This window comes from Sphingobium sp. B1D7B, assembly GCF_025961965.1.
In the GTDB taxonomy this organism is placed as follows: Bacteria; Pseudomonadota; Alphaproteobacteria; order Sphingomonadales; family Sphingomonadaceae; genus Sphingobium.
In genome coordinates this window covers 1,088,279-1,110,080 of record NZ_JAOQOR010000001.1, presented here as the reverse complement: position 1 = coordinate 1,110,080, position 21,802 = coordinate 1,088,279, and the positions used below count along the sequence as shown (strand labels likewise).

Genomic DNA, 21,802 nt, shown 5'->3' with positions numbered 1-21,802 from the left:
CTCAATTACCGATTGTCGCGGTGGATTGGATGCCGGCGACGATGCTGGCCGCACCGAAGAGGATGAAGCATCCGAGAATGACCGTGATGCCATAGCGCCAGTTGATCCGACCGGTCAGCATCATGAAACCCACGACTGCCACGGCGATGACCGCCGCAACTGTCGCGATTGTGCCGAGTAGTGTACCCTGCAGCCATTGCATCGCAGAGACAAGCACGCCCGAGCCCGCTGGATCGGAAAAAGCGTCTTGAGCCATCGTCGTGCCGGAAACGTTAACTGTGAGGGCAAGAACTGCGAAACGCAATGCGCGTTGCATTTGCCTAATCATTTGGAGTTCCCCATCAACCTAAGCAAAGACGTAACAGCGACTCAGCACTCAAGCAATTTGTGATGCACATTTTTAAAGTCAAAAATTTGTTCCCGTTAAATATTTCCTGAGACTAGAATCTTGGATGCGAAGCGGCTCACTCGCCTCTCGTACATGACAGACCCTGCACAATATGGTTCGGTTCATCTTCGGATGCCTCAGAAATTTCCAATATCTGGCGCAATTAATCACGTAGGCATATGATGCAGGGAATCAATATTAACAAGATACTGAAAAATTACTATTTTGCTCCGCATAACTGTAAATTTCTTTAATAATATATTTTTAAAATATATATATTTTGTTAAGAAAATCAACAAAAATCCAAATTGAAATTTCCACTTCACAGTTTCATTGGCTCGCCGCAATTAGGGCAATTTTTAATAAAATCCAAATTGTTCCCGATCTTGGGAGCGACCGATCTATCTAGGAGGTGAGCTCCGCAATTCTGGCATTTGAATGATAAAAGCAGCCATATGTACAATATCGCCACCACGAGAACTGACCATCCCGTTCTCTGGACAAAATATTCTATGAACGGGAGAAAAGATAAAGCCTGAGCGACACGAAATATCAATCGAGACTGAAAAGCATTCAATTGCATGACGGCAACACCTGTCCGCCCCAGCCGCCTCTCGCGGTGAGATTCGCATTCGCCGTGAGGCCGACACCCGGCGCTAGACCGGCAGAAACACCATTAAATCGTGGATTGAAGCCGCCAGGTCCAATTAGAGACGCTGCAGCCCCTACTCGCGCGCCAGGCACACGGACGCTCGCATTGGCGCCTACGCCTCCGGACCAGCCATTTGCGACGCTTCGCCCTGCCGACATAGTTCCATTTCCACTAACGCTAAAGCCCACGCCCACCCCGACGTTCAAGCCGCCTGAAAATCCAATCCTGCCGCTTTGCGGGTCGAACGCAATCTCACCTGAAACGCCACCACCGAGACCTGCGTAACCTCCAGCTGTCACCCCTCCTCCTAGGGACGGCAGCGAGCAGTACAGTTCCTTGGCTTTATCCCAAAGGCTCTCTTCCGTTTTCGGCTGGCTCTTGCTTCTGTCTTTAGGCAGTCTCTTCCCAACTACCACGAGGTCGGGCTCTTTGATTTGCGCAGAAATCTGAGCGAGACCTTGCGATGCGAACTGCAAAGCAATGAGAGTATTATGCTGAAGTATACTGCCGAGATCAAAAAAGCCTATGGGCGTGCTCGTAATAATGATTGGGGGGCCATCGATCACCGTTGCTAACCCACTCGGATCCACGGCATTGACTGGATCGTTACCGACATAGGCATAGAGGTTCATGCCGTCGGCATAGCCGATGGGATCGGTCTGGAGGAACCGTCCGAGGGGTGGCGAGTAGATGCGGGCCTTGTAGTAATACATGCGCAACTCGGGCAGCCATGTCTGGCCGGTGTACTGGAATGTACCCTGATTGTCCTTCCCCGGCATGCCATATTCATCGTAGCGATTGATGACGATGTTGGCGCCGCTATTGTCGCTGATTGCGACGATCGAGCCGCGCTCATCGGCCTGCATGAACCGGCGGTCGGTTGTCCCTGAGCCCTCGTACCAGACGATCGGATCGTCGGTGCCGGGGCCATGGACATAGCGACGCTGCAGCGCGTTTGAGGCATTATACTCGGCGATCAGGTTAAGCCCATCATAGGCGCGGCGGGTGGTTTTCGCCGTTGAGCCGTCGACAAAGTAGGACTCATAAAGCCGGCCCATCGGATCGTAGCTGAAGGTGCGACCGCCCGGTCCGGCGAGCAGATAGTTGTCGCTGCTGTAAACGTAGTTTTCGCTGCTCGTGCCGTCATTGATGAGATTGCCACGTGTGTCATAGGCGTAGTTCAAGCTGCCAACGGTCGAGTACTGGTTAAGGCCATTGCTTGCATAATTGCGGTCAACGCTTCGACCTTCTGTCCAGGCATAAGCATCGCTGGACCGGGGCATGCTCTTGATCTGGCCTGCGGGATTATAGCCGATGGCCGTGCCTGTGCCGGCGATCTTGCCCAGGACAAGGTCATGCCCGGTGCCGGCCAGATCGATCTGCAGGCCCTCGAGCCGCGAGGCCGCATCATAAGCATAGCTGCGTGAGGTGCCGTTGCCGAAGGCGATGCCGGTGACCCGGCCGAGGCTGTCATAGCTGTAGGTCGCCAGTGCGCCGACGCCTGTCGTAGCGCCGTTCTCGCGGATGTTCGTCACCTGTCCGGTGGTATCGCGCACATAGTCCACATACAGCCCCGAGCCGGGATAGGTGATCTTCGTCCGACGCCCTGCTGGATCATACTCATAAGAGACCGTCCCGTGCGGCCCGGTCTGACTTAGGTTGCGGCCCAGCGCATCATAGGTGAAGCCAAGCGCATTGCCGGTCTGGCTCGCGCTGGTCATGCGGCCGAGCAGATCATAGCCATAGGAGATCGTAGGCTCTGCGCCGGGCCGATCTCTCGATGTCAGACGATTGAGATTATCGTAGGTAAGGCTGTGGCTCTGGCCGCTGCGGTTGACGACGTTCACGACGTTGCTGTTGGCGTCATAGGCCAACTGTTCATAATCGCTGGTGGAACTCGAGCCGCTGCCCTTGGTCGGGTTCGGGAAACGGGTCTTCACGAGGCGATCGAAGCCGTCATATTCGTAAGTGGTGAGATTGTTCTCGCCATCCTTTACGGTCAGGAGCTGCCCATTGGGGGTGTAGCTGCTGGTTTGCACCACAGCCTGTTCGCCGGTGATGCCATAGCCTTGGGTGATGGTCTGAATCCGCCCGATGGCATCATAGCCATATTTGGTGATCCGGTCCTTGTCGTCTGGAAGGGCGGTGTTGGGCGTGCAATCAGCGCCTTGCGTGCTCCACAAAGCCGGATTCATCCGCACCGCCGTGCAGTCGGGACGACCCAGCGTATCATAGCTCTGGGTGGTCACCGCATGCACGGTGCTGCCGCTCTTGAGCTCGGTCCTGATGGCACGGTGGTTCGCGTTATAGCTCGTCGCCACCTGCTGCAGCGAGTTGAAGCTCGTCCAGGCTGCGTCGGACTGGTCGGCGACCGTGCCCACCTCTCTTAGTGCGATCTGCCCGTCAGGATTATAGGTATAGCGCTCAGCTGCATGCACGCGGCTATCTGCACCATCTGGATCGGGGGCGACCACGCCTTGAAGGCGGCGAACCGCATCGTAGCGGTAGCGTGTCGTGTCGGCCGAGCCCGCCAGCGGGCCATCGACCGTAATCAGATTGCCGATCGCATCGTAGCCATTGGTGGTAGTGGCACTGACCGAGCCTGTACCATTGCTCTGCGTGACCGAGACCGGCAGCAGATTGTTGCCGACACCTGCAGTCTGAGGACCGTAGTTGATCACGGTGCGCACTTCGTCAGTGCCGTTCAAACAAGGCAGAGCATTATCCGGCGATGTTACCCCGCTGGTCTGACAGGTCGACACCTGCGTCAGCACCTTGATTGGCGAGGCAGTCCCTGTGCCGGAAGCTACGATGTTGCCGGCGCTGTTCTTGTAATAGGCCGCAAGGTCAGAATAGCTGTACGTGGTCTTTGAACGCGCTGTTCCGGTTGGGGCCGGGAGGGTCACGGATTCCAGAAAACCCGCAGCATTGTAGCGGTAGTCGGTCCGGTTGCCTTTGGCATCCTGCGTCCAGTTGGGCTGGTTGCACTTAACCACATTCGTGCACGTAGCATCGTAATCAGCAAGGGTCACGATATCCGCGGGCGATCCAGCAGTCTTCGAAACAACCCGCACCTCGGTGACATTGCCGCGGGGGCCATAAGTGTACTTCGTGTATCCTGCCGTCGGCGTACTCCCTGAAATCGTCCCATCTTGCGGCACGATATAAGTCAGACGCCCATTGCTATCGTAGCCGTAGGTAGTGGTTTGATTGAGCTCATTCCGGTCCTTTGAAATATTGCCGGAGTTCACGGCTGAAGTGACAACTCTCTGGCCCGATCCCGCATTGGTGATCGTAGCGGTCAGCGTCGACCCACTTAGCGCCCACTGATAGCCCGTGGTGACGCCGGCATTCTGAACTGATTGCACTCGACTGTCTGCATAATAGCTGACGACGATATCATTGGAAGCGCTGCCCGGGAGCTTCACGCCGATCAGCCTATTTTTTTGAGGCGTACCCGCATACTCGCTTGTGTAGGCCCATTGCTCTGTCCCTCGCGTGACAGTTATGGAATTACCGGACTCGGAGTATGTTTGGGACATCCAAGGCTGCGTTGTGCTGCAAGAAACCGCCAAGGGCGCGCAGTAATCGACTGCATTGTTTAAAGCGGAAACACTCTCGATCACGACCCATGGCACAGAGCCAGGCGCTATTGCGATAACACCGTCAGATTTATACTTGAAGAAAATCTGATAACCAAGATTGTTTGTGACCGACTGCAAACGTACAAAATTATATGGCTCAGTTGACAAAGGGTCTGGGTATACTGATTGTTGATTGTAGTGGAAAAGACGAATTTCCCCATTTGCCTTTTCCGCCTTCACCACTAGTCCTAAATCTGGACGGCTATTATTTATCATCAGGTTGCGATCGAAATAATATTTTTCGCCGCTTCGTGACGTATAAATATACGTTGCGCCCGACAGAACCAGAGAGGCACCATTCTGGCTTGAAGAGGCATATGTCGACCCAGACACCGAAAAGGCATCCGACGACGCACCAAGACTGACGTAAACAAGAGAGCCCTTTGGCTGAAGTGTGGGCACAAGCGTATCGCGCCACCCTTGGTCGACCCAGATACGTCCGTAAGACATACCCCCGCGGCCGGGGTCGCCGACGGACACCTCTGGTTGCGCAGCGCTGAAAGTGCCCGACGTCAATTCGACATTATTTGCATCGACGCTGCTCCGCTCGGGAGCAGGATTCTCGTTGATCGTCTGAGCGACGAGCGCCTGCGAGCTGACACTCATCAATAACGCAGCTGCAGCAAGCCGGACGGAAGAACGAGCTGAGAAATGGCTCGGTTGTTCTGCTACACATCCACTCATTTCACCACCCCAATGATTTATGAACAACGATCTATTCGTGTTAACAATATTAGCTGATCGGCGACGTTTTTACTTGGTCATCCAAATCCACGCCACAGCCTCCCTCGTAGCGGCATCGGTCGGGCAAGTACCCGATCCCACGACCTGCACAGCCTTATCTGTCGCGAAAGCCGTCAGGACCAAAGACAGGAGCGCTTTGGCGTTATCGCTGGGAACCTGCGGTATCGCCCAGGCATCATCAGTCGCGCAGCTAGGCTTTCCGCTTCTGGAGCCCGAGAGAAGAAATGCCGCCGGCCCGCCGAGGCTATCGGCTCCCGCAGCATTGACCTTCGCCACCTGATCACTTGCCAAAGCCAAGCCCGATGCCAAAGAGCAATACAGCGCTCCCAAGATCAAACTGAAAATTCTCATTCGCCCCCCCCCCGAGTACACTCGCTAGTTTTCGACAATAAAGTGGTCGACCGTCTCCGTATCTGTCCAGACGTCGCAAGATCCCATTCCAACCACGCCCACTCTTTTGCCTTGCATCTGCGCCGTCAGAAGGACAGCAATCATCGCCTGACCCTGGTTCGTCGCAGAGTTTATCAGCCAACGATTTTGGCTTGCGCAGGCCGGCGGTGCCGTTCGCGGTGATGAGAGCTCAAAGAACACGCCGGCGTGATGCGCGATGACCCCCGAAATTGATCCCATTCCAGCACTGCCCGCCTGGGCCGGAACTGTAATGAACGGCAGCAGCAACGCCGCCGTCGCTAAACGATAGGATCTAAAAGTCATTGCAGGCTCTCCGGTGGCTCTGCCACACGACCACACGTCATCCTTGAGTCACTGCCACCCTGGAAGCGACCACATCTCACCCCGTCTCGACGAGGAGCTCAGTTCAGCGGTATGACCGTAAACCCGTTGAGGGGGACCACTACAACCCGGCGCTGCGCGTCAACCTTCACGTTGGTGCGATTGTCTGCGGCATCGTATTGATAGGTGGAGCTCGCATTGTTAGCCGGACCGCCGGTTTGCTTCACTTCCACGAGCCGGCCTTTGGCATCGTACTTGTACGTTGTGGTCTCAGCCGCTCGCGTGGCAACCGGGACTATGAAGACGATAGTAGCCAGCGCTAATCTGAAAAGCATGCGTCGCCCCCTTTTTTAAATCACAAATTGACGTCTATTCCGCCTTAAAATTTGAACTAGGGCAGAAAATCAAAATAATATGGGTAAGGGTTGTTATAATTGTCAACAAAAACGCACGAGCTTTGATCGACATGCACTGCGACTTGCTTGCCTGTTGCGCGCGCCGTCATAAACAGGGAAACTAAGGCGGCGCAGCCAGCAGGCGTGATTGTTGTTCCCCCTCCATAGGTCGGACCACGATTCACATTCACGCTTTGGCCGGGATTGCAAATCCTGGTGTAGGAGGTACCCCAGCCCACATAGGTGTCGCCATTTGGCTCCATGGTAATTTTACCGACTAAGCCTTGGCACACAATTGCTGACGCCGGCGATGCGGCGAGCGCACCGATGACTAAGAGCGCAAACAACCTTTTCATACGAACTCCAATAGCGGGTGTAAGCTGGGGTTGAGAGACCGCGAAGAGCTGCGAAATTCTGACCCTCCCGTTGCAGCAAAACAAAAAATAGAGCGCGCAGATGAGAGAGTTCTATTGAAGCTGCACGAAAGATAGCGCCGACAAAAGAGCACGCCGCAGCGCCTCTCGCATCACCGAAAGCACAGTTCGGCTATGACTTCTCACGGGCAAAGCCGAGCCATGGAGACAGGAATGTAGAATTTCGAAACGAAATCATTCGCATTGCGGTTATCCACCCCCCCTTCGGATAACGACGATATTTCACACACTTGATATGGTAGAATTGCCGGAATTAAAAGGCACAATCTCTTGAGTTGAATGATTTTTCTTCCAGACCGTTTGGATGAGTTGAAAGCAGGCGAAGCTAAAAGGTCGGTTAGCACCGCATTAATAGATCTTTTTCGAGGAATAGCGCGCAATGCCAGACCCTCTCGGGTGCATCCGGCCCACACTTTGCGCACGACGTACACCTTAAATGGGCCCTTGAGCATCCGCCAAACTTCGATCTCCATCGCCTAATCTTGCTAAGTACGAGACGAAAGACACGCGAAATCGGCGTGCGTGCGACAAGTGGATTGGGCGGTTACCCGAATCCGAAATACCCGCTTGCCCCACACTCGCCACGATACTCAACATGAGGTTGAGCATCGAGTTCCGCCCAGCGCGCAGAATTAGCCTTCTACAGCTCGCGGTTGTTGCTTCCCATTACTTCCGCCGGGTGCCCCGCTGCAAGGTCGGACAGCCTGCATCTGCAGCACAAGAAGTCGAATGTGTGGGGCTAGGTGTGGGATTAACACTATCCATAAAATTATTAATAGACGCAAATCAATAGTTTGACCTTATAGTTTATCGGACTCCGTCTCCGCCAGATCCTGAACCTCAGCGATCCCCCTCAACCTAATGCGAACCCACAGCATTTGAGAAAACTGCGGTTTTCGTGAAATCGCGTGTCGCGCCAGTTCGTCAGAAACGCGTACAACCGAGCCGATTTTATGACCAATTTCATGACTTGATCCCGCGAGACCGCTCTCGTAGCTGATAATGGGCTGCGCACTCGAACAAACTAAACGTCAAGCAGGTGGAGCGACTCACGAAACCTGGAATCTATTCCGACGGCGGCGGTTTATATTTACGCGTGCGTAACTCGGGCAATCGGTCTTGGCTCTATGTGTGCTGGCTGAATGGCCGGCGTCGAGAACAGGCCTCGGCTCGGTGCACGATGTTTCGTTAGCGAAGGCGGCTCAGAACGAAGGGCTGATCTCGTTTCCTCCGCGGGGGCGATTTCAGGATGCTTCCAGCAGCTTTAGCGGCGGGCTAGTTACGCGCGATGCCCCTTCTCATCCGCACCGCCAGTTTTATGGACGCCGACTTCTTACCGGACGTCGAGCGCTCGGCGGCATCTGTCTTCAGACGTTATCCCGATCTTGCCTGGGTGGCCGATGCGGAGCCGCAGCCTCCTCAATACTACCTGCAGTTCATCGCAGCTCGAAGCGCCTGGGTCGCCGTCGTAGGTGAGCGGGTGATGGGCTTCTTGGCGGCTGAGCAATTTGAAAGCGATCTGCACATCAACGAAGTATCTGTAGTCAGGCATTATCAGAGACAAGGGATCGGCCGGAAATTGATCGACACGGCACAAGCCTATGCTCAAAGGCGGGCTTGCACCGGGCTGACTCTCACCACCTTTAGATATGTTCCCTGGAACGCTCCGTACTACGAACGATTGGGGTTCAGGATCCTGGAAGAACGAGCCTCCGAAAGCCGCCTTCGTCGCTTGGTGGCGCAGGAGGTCACTTCCGGTTTCGCGCCAGAAAGCCGCTGCGCGATGCGGAAGAACATCGGTCACGATCAGGAGCTATAGACCTCTTCGCCGATAAGTTTTCCGACAATCTGGCGATGGAGTGGTAGCTTACTCCGCTCCGCGGATGGCGGGTTTCGGCGTAGCCGGACCTTCCCGCAAGCGACCGTGACGGACCGCTTTGTGCCAACGTCAGTCTACATCCTTCAGTGACGACCGCATGAACGACGGCGCAGGTTTCAGGGAGCCGCTTTACACGGCCCAATGTCGGCTATGAGGGCGAAGGGCAGCATCAGGGCCCCATCAGTGTCACCCCTCGGCGCGAACCTAATGGCCAGTTGGTCTCTAGAAATACTCCGTGGGTTCTTGGGGCGGCAGGTTACTCACTTGCCACCCCACTTCCACCCTTTTCCGGGACTTAGTAAGCGAAGCGAACGCCGATCTTGTAGGCACGGCCAATCACATCATAGAGTACCGCATTGCCCGGACCCGAGCTCGAAGGCGTGTTATCCGGTGGCAGGGTATCCAGAAGATTGTTCATGACACCGAACAATTCCAGCTTCTGCCGGCCTACTTCATGAACTGTGATCTGCGAGGTTAGGTTCAGATAGAACCGTGCGCCGATTTCATTGTCGCTGATGCTATTGGGCGCGGTTGGGCTGTATCCTTCCTGCTCTGGGCCGATCAGCTGTGCGTTGTACGAGCCCTTCGAAAGGTAGCGACCCTGCAATTGCACAGCGAAAGGCCCTTTCGACCAGCCTATGTTGCCGGTCACGGTCCAGCTAGGCAGGCCCGATGTCTGGGAGGTCGGCGCGCCGTTCATGCCGGCCCGATCAACGGGGCCGCCGCTATCCACCGTAATCAGATCAATCACGTGGGTGCCAAGGAGACGCACGTCCAGCGACCCATCGCCGAGCGGTGTGCGATAACTCATCTCGAAATCGACGCCGCGGACCTTGAGAGAATTCACGTTTAGATTGACGTTGCGGACGCGTAGCAGCTGCTGTGTAGTGGGATCGCGATCAACAAGCGCGCAGAATTCAGCCGCGCCCTGCTCGCAGCGCGTGACGATTGTCCCGCCTCCCAGTGTAGAAATCGCCCCTTCCAAATTGATGTCGTAATAATCAGCGGCAATACGCAAGCCGGCCATCGGCGAGAGGACAATGCCGGCCGTGAACGTGTCGGCAGTTTCTGGACGCAATTGGTCGTTTCCGCCGACGATAATAGGAACGAGCGCGCTTGAACCGCCGAAGCGAGCGTCATCGATACGCTGGAACGAGCTGCTCGGCGGGCTGTAAAGCTCGAAGAAATTCGGCGCGCGGATGTCGCGCGACCGTGTCGCCCGCAAACGCAAGAGACTGGATACGTCCCAGACGCCGCCGAGCTTCCATGTCGTTACCGTGCCGCTTGTCGAGTAATCCGTCACGCGGACCGCGCCATTGACCTCAAGGCTTTGAACAAGAGGCAGATCACGAGCCAGCGGCAATGCTGCCTCGGCAAATGCTTCCTTCACCTTGGTTGCTGGACCGGTGATCCCGGAGCCAGGGTTTGTGTAAAAGCGAAGTGCGGTCGAAACAGGGTCAGCGGTTCCTTCAGCGCTTTCAACCCGATATTCAGCGCCGAAGGCAACCGGGACGGGGCCTGCCCAGCCTTCGAACAGATCGCCTCTCAGTGTCGCTGCAGCAACGTGCTGAGTGAGCTTGGTGTTCTGTTGCGCCGTTCCGTAGGAATAGGCCTTCGCGGTCGCGGAGAAATTGTTCTGGCCGAAAAGATTCAGCGGTAAACATCCCTGGACGAGGGGATTGGAGGGGTCAGTCAGGGTCGATCGGCAAACGATTGAACCGTCACCGGCGCGAACTGCGTCCACTGCGCGAGTGAAATTGTCGTTGATCCGATTGTTGGCGGCCGTCTGCGCGTAGTCTGTCTGACCGTATTGATAGTACACGTCCCACGACCAGTTAGAACCAATCCTGCCATCGAGACCCGCTGCGATCCGCGCAGTCTCGCGCGCCGTTCGGCCCACCATGGGGCCAAGGTCCTGGCCGATGCGGCCGAAGGTGAATGATGCCAGCCCAAGAGTCGTCATGCTGTCGACGACGGACGCCGGCAGAAAGGCATTGTCGCGCTGGATTGTGATGCTCGTGTCGCGCGTCTGTGTTCCGACCAGTTCCGCTTTCACCCTGCCGTAGGAAGCATCCAGCGTGAAGTTGATGTCGGGCGCCACCTCGTAGCTCAACTGGCCATAGAGAGAGTAACGCTCCACCGGCGCCATCAACGGAAAGTTGTCGAAATAGGCATTGCGAGGGTCCGCGCTTCCGCCGGACTGGAACAGGCCCGCCCCATAATAGGTGCCATAATCATGCCGGAAGGTCGTGCCGTCATCGGCAAATTCGGTGCCGCGCAGCGGCCCGGAGACGATGAGCCCACCCCAAGATGCCGATGCCGGCCGAGCGTTGGGCAACAGTATCTGCCTTGGCAGACCGTTCGTCTGCGGCGCGGGGTTGCTGATCGGGGCAAATTCCGCCGCACAGAACGGACGATCATAACAACTCTTGATGCCATCGGATTGGGCATATTCGCCCGCCAGCACGAGATGCCCGGCGCCGCCGGCAAAGCTGGTTCCCCCGGCAAGTGAGAAGAAGCGCTCAAAGTTGTCGCCGCGCTCGGACATGCCGAACTGCGCCGAACCTCGCAGCCCGTCCAGCTTGTCATCGAGGATCAGGTTGACCACGCCGGCAACCGCGTCCGAGCCATAGGCGGCAGAAGCGCCGCCGGTCACGACTTCCGAACGCGCAACCAGGGCGGTGGGGATCATATTGAGATCGACGGCGCCTGCCGGAGACAGGGCGTTGCCTGCCACAGTGCCCGAGACGAAGCGCCTACCATTCACTAACACGAGCGTACGGTTTGCCCCCAGACCGCGAAGGTCGGAAAGCTGAGCTCCGGCGTTCTGAAGCGATACGCCGGCGGTAGCCGGCGTCGACTGCGCTCTGAAAGCCGGCAACTGGTTGAGCGCATCGCCGATGTTCGCCGCGCCTTGCCGTGCAATTTCTTCCTGCCCCAGAACGGTGACCGGCGTGGGCGCCTGAAAGCCGGCGCGAGCCAGGCGGCTTCCGGTCACAACAATTGCCTCGGCAGGCTGCGGCGCATTATCGGTCGTAGCGGTTGCGCTTTCGGCACTCTCCTGCGCCGAAGCGGGTGCCTGTATCCCCATTATCAGGGCAATCGCGGATGATGCGGAAGCCAGTGTTCGAATCGAATTCTTGGATTTCATGTCACCCTCCCAGGGTTGTTTTTTGATTTGCGGATCAATCATGTATGGCCAGAAGGCCCTTGCCTTTGGTGGTGTAGCTTGGCGAGTTTGCGGGATATGGGAGCATGGTCTCGTTCCACTCCCGCCACGCCTCCTTCAGTTCTGCGAATATCTGTGGATGTGCGTTCTTGAGGTTCGCGCGCTCTGGCTTGTCGTTCACGAGATCGAAGAGGTATTCACGGCCATTCACTCGCAGCATTTTCCATTGGCCGCGCCGTGCTGCAGCCTGTTCGCCGGCTTTGTATCGCCAGAACACCGTGCGTTCGGCTGAAGCACTGGCACCCCGGGTAACCGGGAGGAGGTCCATGCCGTCACTCGGATAGCTGGGGTGCGGGGCTCCGCCGCCGGCGGCCAGCAATGTCGGCAGAAAGTCCATTGTCATGGCGACCTGATCGCAACGAGATCCGGCCATTATTTGGCCCGGCCAGCGCATCATCATCGGTACGCGGATGCCGCCTTCCAGAAGGTCTCCTTTCATGCCGTCGAAGGGCCAGACCTTGGAAAAGCGCTCGCCCCCATTGTCGCTCGTGAATACAACGATCGTGTCTTGCGTCAGCCCCCGGGCCTCCAGCGTCGCAAGCACCCGGCCGACACCGGCATCCAGAGATCGAACCATCTCTGCAAATGTAGAGTCGGTGCCGCCATCGTAATGCAGAAGCGATTTGATCTTGGCTGCGAGCGCTTCATCCTCGGGCCCTTCCCAGGGCCAATGAGGCGCTGTGTAATGGAGGCTGAGGAAGAGTGGCTTGTTTGATACGGCAGCCAAGTCGATTTCCGCAATTGCGCGGTCCGTCAGAATATCGGTGAGATAGCCGTGGCGATTGATGATCTCATCGCCGTCACGGAGATCGCTCGTGCCAGGGCCGGCCATAGACCCGCTATGCGTGAAATAGTCGACGCCGCCGCCGTGAACACCGAAAAAGCGGTCGTACCCACTCTTTAGGGGGCTGAAATTTGGCGATGACCCAAGATGCCACTTTCCGACGAGAGCAGTTCGATATCCCCTCTGGCGCAGCAGCGAGGCAATGGTCGGATGTTCGGGAGGCAAGCCCACATCGTCCGTTCCAGCACCGATCGGCTCATCAAGGCCTCCACGCAGCCTATATTGATATCGACCCGTGGCCAGAGCCATCCGCGTGGGCGAGCAGACCGAGGAATTGGCGTAGGCCTCGGAAAAGAAACAGCCCTGCTGCGCAAAACTGTCGATATGCGGCGTGGCGTACTCTGTCTGGCCGGTAAAGCTCAGGTCCGCATAACCAAGATCGTCAGCCATAATAAAGATGATGTTGGGCTGCCTGAGCGGGGCAGCGTGGGCCCTCTCAGCACCGAATGATACGGTGGCGGCAGCCGTGCTTACAAAGGTACGCCGGGTGAACATGCCCCCTCCAAAACAGAATCATACTCGCATTATGTTTTGTGGCTTTTGTGATCTGCTCGGTTGTATGTCAACTGTCCCATGAATGGAGCGCTCACTTGTCAGAAGATTTGGACGAACGGCTTGATAGAGCGGGCGCGTTTCCCGCGCAGCAGGAACGCAGCAAGCAAATGCGGGACATGCTTATTGAAAGCGGCCTTTCGCTCGCCAAGCGGCTGAGCTACGATCAATTGTCGGTCGCGCGGATTTGCGCTGAAGCGGGTTGCTCCACCGGCGCCTTTTACGCGCGTTTTCCAGATAAAAAGGCTTTTTTCAAAGCGCTTATCGTCAAGCACGCAATAAGCAGCCGCGCGCAATCGCGCCAACGTCTCGGTCAGGTTCCGTTCGACGATCTGTTGAATGAGATGATAGCCAGCTTGGTCCGCGCTTACATGGGCAACGCCGTTTTTCTGCGCAGTGCCATCCAGGTATCGCTCGAAGAACCAGAAGCTTGGGAGCCCTTTCGGCGGAACAGCCATGAGCTTGCAGATTTTTTGATAGAGAGGATCAAGGTCGAACCCAGCATTGTCCAAAGCTCGGTTCACGAGCCGACAATCAGATTCGCGGTTCAGGTCCTTTTAGGCACTCTCAACAATGCTTTGATCAATCGTCCAGGGCCGATTTTTCTGGAAGATCCCGATTTTCCCATCTTGCTGAGAAACGCAGTGCAGACAACCATGTCCCTAGAGCGATTGTAGATGATCCTAAGAAGCCGAAATTAAAGCACGGCAAGGGCGTTGTCCGAAAGGCTGGACGGTCGCTTGGGGGCCCTGCCCGATCATTTCTTCTCCCGCGAATGGTAGCCAGTGTGCTTTTAGCGGACATGCTTGGCGATCAAGCGCTGGCTTTATCCGACCTGGCCATTCCGGCGCTGCGTATTGCGCGGCCACCTTTACTCGCACGGCCCGGTAGCGTGGCAGACGGCTTCCGTACAGCGTGCAAGAGGATTTGTCCGTGTGAGGGAGCCGTCCCATAGGCCGCCGCCCTCGTCAGAATGCCTTGCTGACGCGGAAGCGCATGTGGCCCATATTCTCCCGTGCAGCGCCCCGAACCCCCAGCTCCAGATCCACGGTCCAGAACTGTGGCAGCAGTAGCCGGTTACCGATCAGAAGCTGATACTGCTCCCGCTGCCAGCCGGTGCTGCGAATTCTGTAGGTCGCGGCGCCGGTATAGTCGGCATAATCCAGACTCTGCACGCCAGCGCCCTGGAACTCATGAAGCCACTCGGCACCCACGCGCGGGATCATCCGACCGAAACGCACCTTCGTCGGCAGTTCCAGACGCGCGCCGAGTGCGCCGGTGAGCGAACGGATGTTCCGCTGGTCGAAGCGGAGCGCATAGCGATCGGCTCCGGTTTCACTATAGGCGTCGAGCTTACCGGCAAGCCATTCGAAACGGCCATAGCCCGACCAGCGCAGGGCACCCTTCTGCCGTCGATCCCGGCCGAGACAGCGCCGGACGTCATTGTACCGTCGCGGCTACCGAGCGCGACCCGATCGATCGTCGTCACCAGCCGGCTGGTGCGATAATCGAGGCTGCCATAGCCGATCATGGCGTCGATGAAGGTGCCGTCGACGGGGGCGAAGCTGCCATAAGCGGCAACGACGGCCGTCTCGCTCTCCACCCGCGCGGCCCCGCCATCGATCAGGCTGACGTCGCTTCCATAGCCGAGACCCAGGCCAACCGTCGCCCATGTCGCAACCCGCACGTCCGCCCCACCGGAAAGGCCACCGCTGGAGACGGTGATCTTGGCGCGACCGGACTGGCGATCAAGCGTACCGACTTCAATCGAACCGCCGGTCCACAGCGCCAGCGAGCCGATGGCGCGTTCGCCGGAGCCGGTGTCGTCCCCTTCATCCTCCGATTCAGCCTCTGCGGCCTCACCGCTCTGGCCGGCAGCCTGCTGCGCGGCGCGATGGTTCAGCTGAGCCTGGGTCGGATCGCCATAGGTGCCATCGACGCTGCGGCCGAGGATCGACTGGTGCCGGCCATCGAACGACGTCGCGGCATCATGCACGGTATTGTCGGGCGCACGCTGGTTGAACGCCAGGTCCCGCAGGCTAAGCCCGACGCCAAGCGCGTTGGTCGCCCCATCCCCATTATGCAGTTGTTGGGTGCGCGCCATGAAGTTGGACACCTGCGTACGCGCAAATCGCCGTGCCGTTTCCACCTGCGTGTCCAAAATCGCGCGAACGACCGGGTCGGCAGCGGGGTCGGGACGCGCCGCGCCGATAACCAACGATTCGTTATGCCCCATGGACGCAGCACCGCTTTAGCGGCCCACGCCGGGCCAGCGGCCCCTCGGTTCCGGTCGACTGTCCCGTCTAGTCCGACCGCAACTATGCAGGCCGAAAGAGTCGAAGGCGGCGATCGGCTACGGCGTCATAAACTACCACTCAAGAGCCCGATTGCCGGATCGCCCGAGCCGCGAGGAAGAAGTGGAGCGCAGACCAAAGCGGCAGCAGAACGCTTGTCATAAGCGCATAACGAATGCCGCTTGTGGAGGCAGCGGTGCAGGCGCTTTGCACGGCGGCGACCGTGGAGACGGTTTTGCTGCCGCACAAGGCAGCATAATTTCCATCCGCAAAGAGCGCGTTGGCATAGAGATCGCTGATAAAGCCGATGAGCGCGGGCCCCAAGCCGACCCCGACCAAGGTGGTGACAAAGAAGAAGACGAACGCCGCCGTCGCGCGCATTCTCGGCCCTACCATATTCTGGAAGGCGACAAGCGTCGGCACATTGTGAAAGAAGGCCAGAACGGCGCCGCTGATGAGCAAAACAAGCGCCAGCATGGGATGCGCCACGCTGTAGCCTGCCAGGGTAAACGGCGCGCCGATCAGCACGCCGAGCGCGGGGAGCAGCGCATACCATTGGGCGCCCCATCTCGAAATCAGATCCACGCCGAATCCTGCGATGGCGAGGCCCAGCGTCGCCGCGATGCCGCTCTGGACGGCATAGAACACGCCAACCTGGCTCAAACTCAAATCATGCACACGCATGAAGAAGGGCGCATAAAAGGCACCGGAGCCATACATGCCGAGCGTGACAAGGGCCAACCCGATCAGCATGTGGCGAAACTCGGGCCGGGCGGCCATCATCTTGAGCACCGCCCGCAGCGGTGGCGGTTCGCTCTTTGCCTCTGCAAGATCCGGATCGGACAGGCCGCGTGGCGGCTCGCGCAGTGTCAGTCGGAAGAGAAGCGCCACGATGAGCCCGGGCGCTGCGATGCAGATGATCGCCGCGCGCCAGCCATAGGTCGATCCTATCCACCCCGCCGTGAGCGCACCGATCACGGAACCGACCGGGTTGCCGAGCTTCATGACGGTCATCACGGCCCCTCGCCGCTCCTTGGGAAAATGGTCCGCAAGGAGCGAAACCGCGGGCGCCTGCACGCCGGCCTCGCCGATGCCGACCCCCACGCGCAGCAAAAAGAGTTGCCAGAAATTTGCAGCCATGCCGCAGGCCACCGTCGCGGCCGAAAACAGGGCGACCGATATGGAGATGATATTGATCCGGCTGCGGCGCTCGGCCAGTCGCGCGATCGGCAATCCCATCGTGCTGTAGAGAATGGCGAAGCTGAGGCCGCTCAGGATGCCGAGTTGGAAATCGGAGAGACCCAGGTCGTCCTTGATCGCCTGGCCCAGCGTGGCAACGATGACCCGGTCAATGAAGCCGAACGCACTGACAGCCATGGTGAGGGCGAGTAGCCACGCGCGATAACCAGGCCCGAACTGTGGCTTGCCTGCAGGCTTTGGAAGGCCTTCAGCCTGCATGATATCACCCTCTCGATCTGGCGTGGTCGACGGACCGGACATGGCCTTGCTTCCCCTCGCGCGCGCTTATGCTTTCCAACAGCCGATGTTTTGCGGCTGCCTCGATCATGGCCGCAGACGGATGCCGCGTGCAAGATGCGCTCTCAGCAGCACGACAGGTTCAGACGGTTATGCTGAACCGGATGAATCCCGCCGCATGAGCGGGCGGCGATAGGAAATATCGTCCCTGTCCCACCGCCCATTGCCCGGCGGGTTCGCGAGTTCGCGACGAGGGCCCGTCGGAACGGTCACGCCCATTTCCGGCAGGAATTCCCGCAGGGCAATCCGCCACTCACCATTGCGGCGCTCGAACTGGTCTATGTACCGGCCGCTGCCGATGTTCTGCAGATCCTGTTTCTGGCGCAGCATGTAGATCACATAGCTGCTGACATGCGCCCGATCCCCGTCGAGATCGATGTTCACATTGGTGATGTGATGTTGGTGGCAGACATAACGCTCTTCGTGCCGCTGGTTGCCCCAGTCTACGAACGCGTCTGTCGGCCCCGAAAAATCGTCGAGATAATTGATCTCCGCGTCCGGCCAGAAAGCACTGGCGATGACCGCATCGTCATGACGGTCGAGACCGCGAGTATAGCGGCGGAGGACTTCGCGAATGTCTTCCATGTCGAGCAAGCGCTCGAGGCGCGCCTGAAGATCGGGGGAATCGATATTGGCCATCACGGCATCCTCTCTTGTCACATCGGCACCAGCGCTCGTCGTGTCGCGAGCATCCTGAAAGGCAGCCAAGCCAAGGCTACCTTCTGAAATTTAGTTATCACGTTAATTCAATGTGTCGCTGAGGCCCTCAGGTGTCAAGCGGATATCGCGCGTGGCAGTGCGGAAGCCTGGGCCCGCCTCGCATGGACAGACAGGCTTCGACCAACAGAACGAGAATCTGATAATTATAACCAAATATATCAATATTTTAATTAGCAATCTCGCAATTGTCCGGGCGCGATGACATCTCGACGGTTACAGCTTTGGGGACGCTAAGATCACATCGGCCGGCGATCCTGCCTCCCGGACAATGGCGATCAATCATATTGCCGTCTATCAGTTATCATGTTAACTCAACACCAAGCCCGCAAAGCGAGTCGAGCATGAGGGCTGTGGATGAGGGAGGATGTAAGGCCGTGCGACGGTCCGCTCTGAGCGCGCAGACGCAAGGCCAGCTGTGTGGCCCTGTGACAGGCGGTGAGAACCGGAAAGGCAAGTGTCGACATCATTGATCATTCGTTGCTGCGCGGCTTCAGGCGAAGGCGCGAAAGCGATGGGGCGTGCGCGCGACGCCGGATTTCTGGCCCGCGCTTTCTAGAAATGGAGTGGTTGCGTGAATTCTGAATCCAGTCTGCAGGAGATGATCGATGAGCGTCTCATCACCAAGGTGCTCAGCCGCTATTGGCGCGGTGTCGATCGCTGCGACGTCGACCTCATCATGTCGGCCTTCCATTCCGACGCCATCGATCATCATGCCGGGCACGACCGGCTGGCGCATGATTTCGCAAAAGCCGCGGTCGAGCGCATGCCGCAGGTCGCACCGGGCGGCACCCAGCACCATGTGACGAATATCTCGATCGAAGTGGATGGGGACACCGCCTGGTGCGAGGCCTATTACCATGCCATCCACAATGCCGACGCCCAGCTCAACCAGATGTTCGGGCGCTATGTCCACCGCTTCGAGCGCCGCGAGGGAGAATGGAAGATCGCGGAACGCTGGGCCGTTCTCGACTTTACCCACACCGGACCGCGCACGCCGTTCGGTTCCGAAAATAACCCGGCAACGCTGCGTGGGCGGGCCGACAAAACCGACATTTCCTACCAGCGGTTCAGCTGAGCCGGGGCCGAACCCGCGCCTGAGAACGACTTTGGGCGGTCGCGCTGAGAAAGACGACCGCCCAAAGGACCGCCCGATCAAAGGGCGGCCGCACCGAAAAGAAAAACGAGAGGAGAGATGAGCATGACCAAGAAAGGAAAGGGCATCGTCTGCCGGACCAGTCTGTTCGCGATGGGGATCGCCTTGTCGAGCGCCGCTGGCGCGCAGACACCGCAGGCTTCGACCAGCGGTCAGGCCGAGAGCGCGTCGACGGCCCGAGACGTCGAGACGATCATGGTGACCGCGCAGTTTCGTGAGCAGAACCTGCAGGACACGCCGCTGGCCATCACCGCTGTATCCGGGGCGATGCTCGAAGCGCGCAGCCAGACCAGCATCGCCGATGTCGCCAATCAGGCGCCCTCGGTCACCCTCAAGCCGCAGGGCGCATCCTATGGCTCCTCGCTCGTCGGGAACATCCGTGGCGTCGGCCAGCAAGACTTCAGCGCCGCGCTGGAACCCGGCGTGGGCCTGTATGTCGACGACGTCTATTATGCGACGCTGACTGGTTCCATCCTCGACCTGCTCGATCTTGACCGGGTCGAGATCCTGCGTGGCCCGCAGGGCACGCTGGCCGGCAAGAACTCGATCGGCGGCGCGGTAAAGCTCTACTCGAGGCGGCCGACCGGATCGAACACCGGCTATGTGGCCGCGACCTATGGCAGCCGCAACCGGATCGACCTGCGTGGATCGGCCGACTTCAAGCTGACCGATACCATCAGCGCGCGGATCGCCGGCGTTTCCAAGAAGCAAGACGGCTATATCAAGCGGCTGGATTTTGGCTGCCTGTTCCCCGCTGGCGGCCCGACGACGGTCGTCAATAATGCTGGCGCGACGGTTCCGATCAATCCTGCAGGCGGCATCCCGCGCATGACGGCGTCCGACAACTGCGAACTCGGCCGCGAGGGCGGTGTGGGATACACGGCGGCGCGCGGCCAGCTGCGCTTTCAGCCGAGCAGCGACCTCGATATCAATATCGCCGTCGATTATACCAATGAGGACCGCGTCAATGCCGGCAACGTCCTGCTGGACCGGAGCATCGCCGGGGTTCGGCGCAGCCCGAATTTCACGGATCGGCTCCCCGGCAATCCGCGGGGCGCGACGGATATCAACCCCTTTGGCGGGGTCATTCCTTATGACGCCCGCTTCGTCTGCGGCAACTATTGCAATTACGCCACCTATATCGGCGCGCCGGACAGTTCGACGGGCCCTCAGGGCGCCTTCGCGAACACCGGGGGCGTGAGGGCCGGAACTTATTATGATGGCCGGCTCACCTACGAGGGTTGGGGCATCTCCGGGCAGATCGAATATGATCTGTCGGACGATCTGCAACTGGTCTCGATCACGGCCTACCGGGCCTATCATTCCAAATGGGATGCGGACGACGACCTCTCGCCGCTCGCACATCAGAACAATACCAGCAAGCTGCGTTACTGGCAGTTCACCCAAGAGCTGCGCCTCAACGGATCGTTCTTCGAGGATGCCCTCCAATATACAGTCGGCGGCTTCTACATGAAGCAGTTCTCGAGCATTCTCGCCGGTTCCGATATTCGCTACACGACCGATCCGGCCTTCTTCAACAACGATCCTACCGATGCCAACACCAAGGCGGCGTTTCTCCACCTTGCATGGAAGCCAGTCGATCGGCTGACCCTGTCGGCGGGCCTGCGCTATACCGATGAGTATAAGCGCTATGAATTCGGTCGCCGTCTGCCGGATGGCAGCCCCCTGCCCGCTGGCTCGGCGGTCGGTGCGCTGGATGGCCGCGTGGGCATCTATGATGGCCCGATCAGCACCAATTTCGATTACCGCCTGAATGCGCAATATGAGATCACGCCTGACATTTCGATTTATGGTCAGGTGGCGACAGGCATCAAGGGCGGCGGCATCAATCCCCGCCCCTTCAACTTCGCGCAGGTGCTGCCCTTCGGACCGGAGAAGCAGACGACATACGAACTCGGCTTCAAGAGCGACCTGTTCGACCGGCGGGTACGGCTCAACGCGGCCTTCTTCTTCTCCAAATATTCCGACATCCAGCTCAGCCTGTCGAACTGCATCGCCATCGTGGGCGCTACACTGGGCTCGCCTTGCAACCTCATCACCAACTCGGGCGACGCCGATGTGAAGGGCTTCGAGGTCGAGGCGTCGGTACGGCCGGTCGAGGGCATGATGATCGACGGCGCCGTCAGCTTCGTCGATTTCGGTTACACCAGTTTCCGCACCTTCGGCACGGCGACGGTCGGTGGCCCGGGCAACCCGGCCGGGCCGCAGTTCGGCGATTATCCGCTCTATACGCCACGCTGGAAGTGGAGCATCGGAGCGCAATATGAGATCGATCTTGGCGATGCGGGGTCACTGACGCCGCGCATCGACACCTCGTTCCAGGACGAGATCTACTTCGGCGTCAATCTGCCGACGAGCCTGATCGACAGCTACGTCGTCTCCAATGCCCGACTGACGTGGAGCAACGCAGATGGAGACCTGGACGTCTCGGCTGAAGTCACGAACCTGTTCGACAAATATTATCTGCTGACCGGCTTCGACCGGTCGAGCGGTGCGGCGGGCTTCTCCATCGCGCAGCCCGGCCGTCCGCGGGAATGGGCCGTGACCGTGAAGAAGAGGTTCTGAGCCTCATCGGTACGGGCAGA

Annotated in this window: 14 protein-coding genes and 1 pseudogene; 5 read left to right on the top strand and 10 right to left on the bottom strand. The window is 58.4% G+C overall.

Translation table 11 applies throughout. The features are described from left to right. Window position 1: 1 nt before the first annotated feature. The 5 genes from M2336_RS05190 to M2336_RS05170 form a co-directional block, all read right to left on the bottom strand. Window positions 2-316, bottom strand: coding sequence for a TrbC/VirB2 family protein (locus M2336_RS05190; RefSeq protein WP_264592602.1), 315 nt, complete (start codon window positions 314-316; stop codon window positions 2-4). Between the two features lie 645 nt (window positions 317-961). Further along, window positions 962-5,290: an RHS repeat domain-containing protein gene (locus M2336_RS05185; RefSeq protein ID WP_264592601.1), complete on the bottom strand. Its 4,329-nt coding sequence runs from the start codon at window positions 5,288-5,290 to the stop codon at window positions 962-964. Between the two features lie 513 nt (window positions 5,291-5,803). Then, complete coding sequence (locus tag M2336_RS05180; RefSeq protein ID WP_264592600.1) at window positions 5,804-6,142, bottom strand: hypothetical protein; 339 nt, start codon at window positions 6,140-6,142, stop codon at window positions 5,804-5,806. A 98-nt stretch (window positions 6,143-6,240) separates the two neighbouring features. After that, a complete protein-coding gene (locus M2336_RS05175; protein ID WP_264592599.1) occupies window positions 6,241-6,495 on the bottom strand; it encodes an RHS repeat domain-containing protein in 255 nt (84 codons plus the stop codon). A 56-nt stretch (window positions 6,496-6,551) separates the two neighbouring features. Then, window positions 6,552-6,911 carry a hypothetical protein gene (locus M2336_RS05170; protein WP_264592598.1) on the bottom strand — a complete coding sequence of 120 codons (360 nt, stop codon included), beginning with the start codon at window positions 6,909-6,911 and terminating at the stop codon, window positions 6,552-6,554. A gap of 1,117 nt (window positions 6,912-8,028) precedes the next feature. On the opposite strand from M2336_RS05170, the gene M2336_RS18040 reads away from it, so the two are divergent. Both M2336_RS18040 and M2336_RS05165 read left to right on the top strand, forming a co-directional pair. Continuing rightward, window positions 8,029-8,181: an Arm DNA-binding domain-containing protein gene (locus tag M2336_RS18040; protein ID WP_413715959.1), complete on the top strand. Its 153-nt coding sequence runs from the start codon at window positions 8,029-8,031 to the stop codon at window positions 8,179-8,181. Window positions 8,182-8,277: 96 nt separating this feature from the next. Then, window positions 8,278-8,808, top strand: coding sequence for a GNAT family N-acetyltransferase (locus tag M2336_RS05165; RefSeq protein WP_264574234.1), 531 nt, complete (start codon window positions 8,278-8,280; stop codon window positions 8,806-8,808). 355 nt (window positions 8,809-9,163) lie between these two features. Here M2336_RS05165 and M2336_RS05160 read toward each other — a convergent pair whose 3' ends face one another. Both M2336_RS05160 and M2336_RS05155 read right to left on the bottom strand, forming a co-directional pair. Continuing rightward, window positions 9,164-12,061 (bottom strand): TonB-dependent receptor plug domain-containing protein, encoded by a 2,898-nt coding sequence (locus tag M2336_RS05160; protein WP_264574233.1) that lies wholly within the window; start codon window positions 12,059-12,061, stop codon window positions 9,164-9,166. Beyond that, window positions 12,054-13,436 carry a sulfatase-like hydrolase/transferase gene (locus M2336_RS05155; RefSeq protein ID WP_264574232.1) on the bottom strand — a complete coding sequence of 461 codons (1,383 nt, stop codon included), beginning with the start codon at window positions 13,434-13,436 and terminating at the stop codon, window positions 12,054-12,056. Before M2336_RS05155 ends, M2336_RS05160 begins: the two co-directional genes overlap by 8 nt. A 95-nt stretch (window positions 13,437-13,531) precedes the next feature. Here M2336_RS05155 and M2336_RS05150 point away from each other — a divergent pair, with 95 nt between their 5' ends. Next, window positions 13,532-14,170: a TetR/AcrR family transcriptional regulator gene (locus M2336_RS05150; RefSeq protein WP_264574231.1), complete on the top strand. Its 639-nt coding sequence runs from the start codon at window positions 13,532-13,534 to the stop codon at window positions 14,168-14,170. A 291-nt stretch (window positions 14,171-14,461) separates the two neighbouring features. Here the strand turns inward: M2336_RS05150 and M2336_RS05145 are convergent. The 3 genes and pseudogenes from M2336_RS05145 to M2336_RS05135 form a co-directional block, all read right to left on the bottom strand. Beyond that, window positions 14,462-15,597: pseudogene (locus M2336_RS05145) on the bottom strand (autotransporter outer membrane beta-barrel domain-containing protein). Window positions 15,598-15,868: 271 nt separating this feature from the next. Further along, complete coding sequence (locus tag M2336_RS05140; RefSeq protein ID WP_264592597.1) at window positions 15,869-17,245, bottom strand: spinster family MFS transporter; 1,377 nt, start codon at window positions 17,243-17,245, stop codon at window positions 15,869-15,871. Window positions 17,246-17,413: 168 nt separating this feature from the next. Continuing rightward, window positions 17,414-17,962, bottom strand: a complete 549-nt coding sequence (locus M2336_RS05135) for a nuclear transport factor 2 family protein (protein ID WP_264574229.1) — start codon at window positions 17,960-17,962, stop codon at window positions 17,414-17,416. A 652-nt stretch (window positions 17,963-18,614) separates the two neighbouring features. On the opposite strand from M2336_RS05135, the gene M2336_RS05130 reads away from it, so the two are divergent. Further along, window positions 18,615-19,118, top strand: coding sequence for a nuclear transport factor 2 family protein (locus tag M2336_RS05130; RefSeq protein ID WP_264574228.1), 504 nt, complete (start codon window positions 18,615-18,617; stop codon window positions 19,116-19,118). A 123-nt stretch (window positions 19,119-19,241) separates the two neighbouring features. Next, window positions 19,242-21,782, top strand: a complete 2,541-nt coding sequence (locus tag M2336_RS05125) for a TonB-dependent receptor (protein WP_264574227.1) — start codon at window positions 19,242-19,244, stop codon at window positions 21,780-21,782. Window positions 21,783-21,802: the final 20 nt, after the last annotated feature.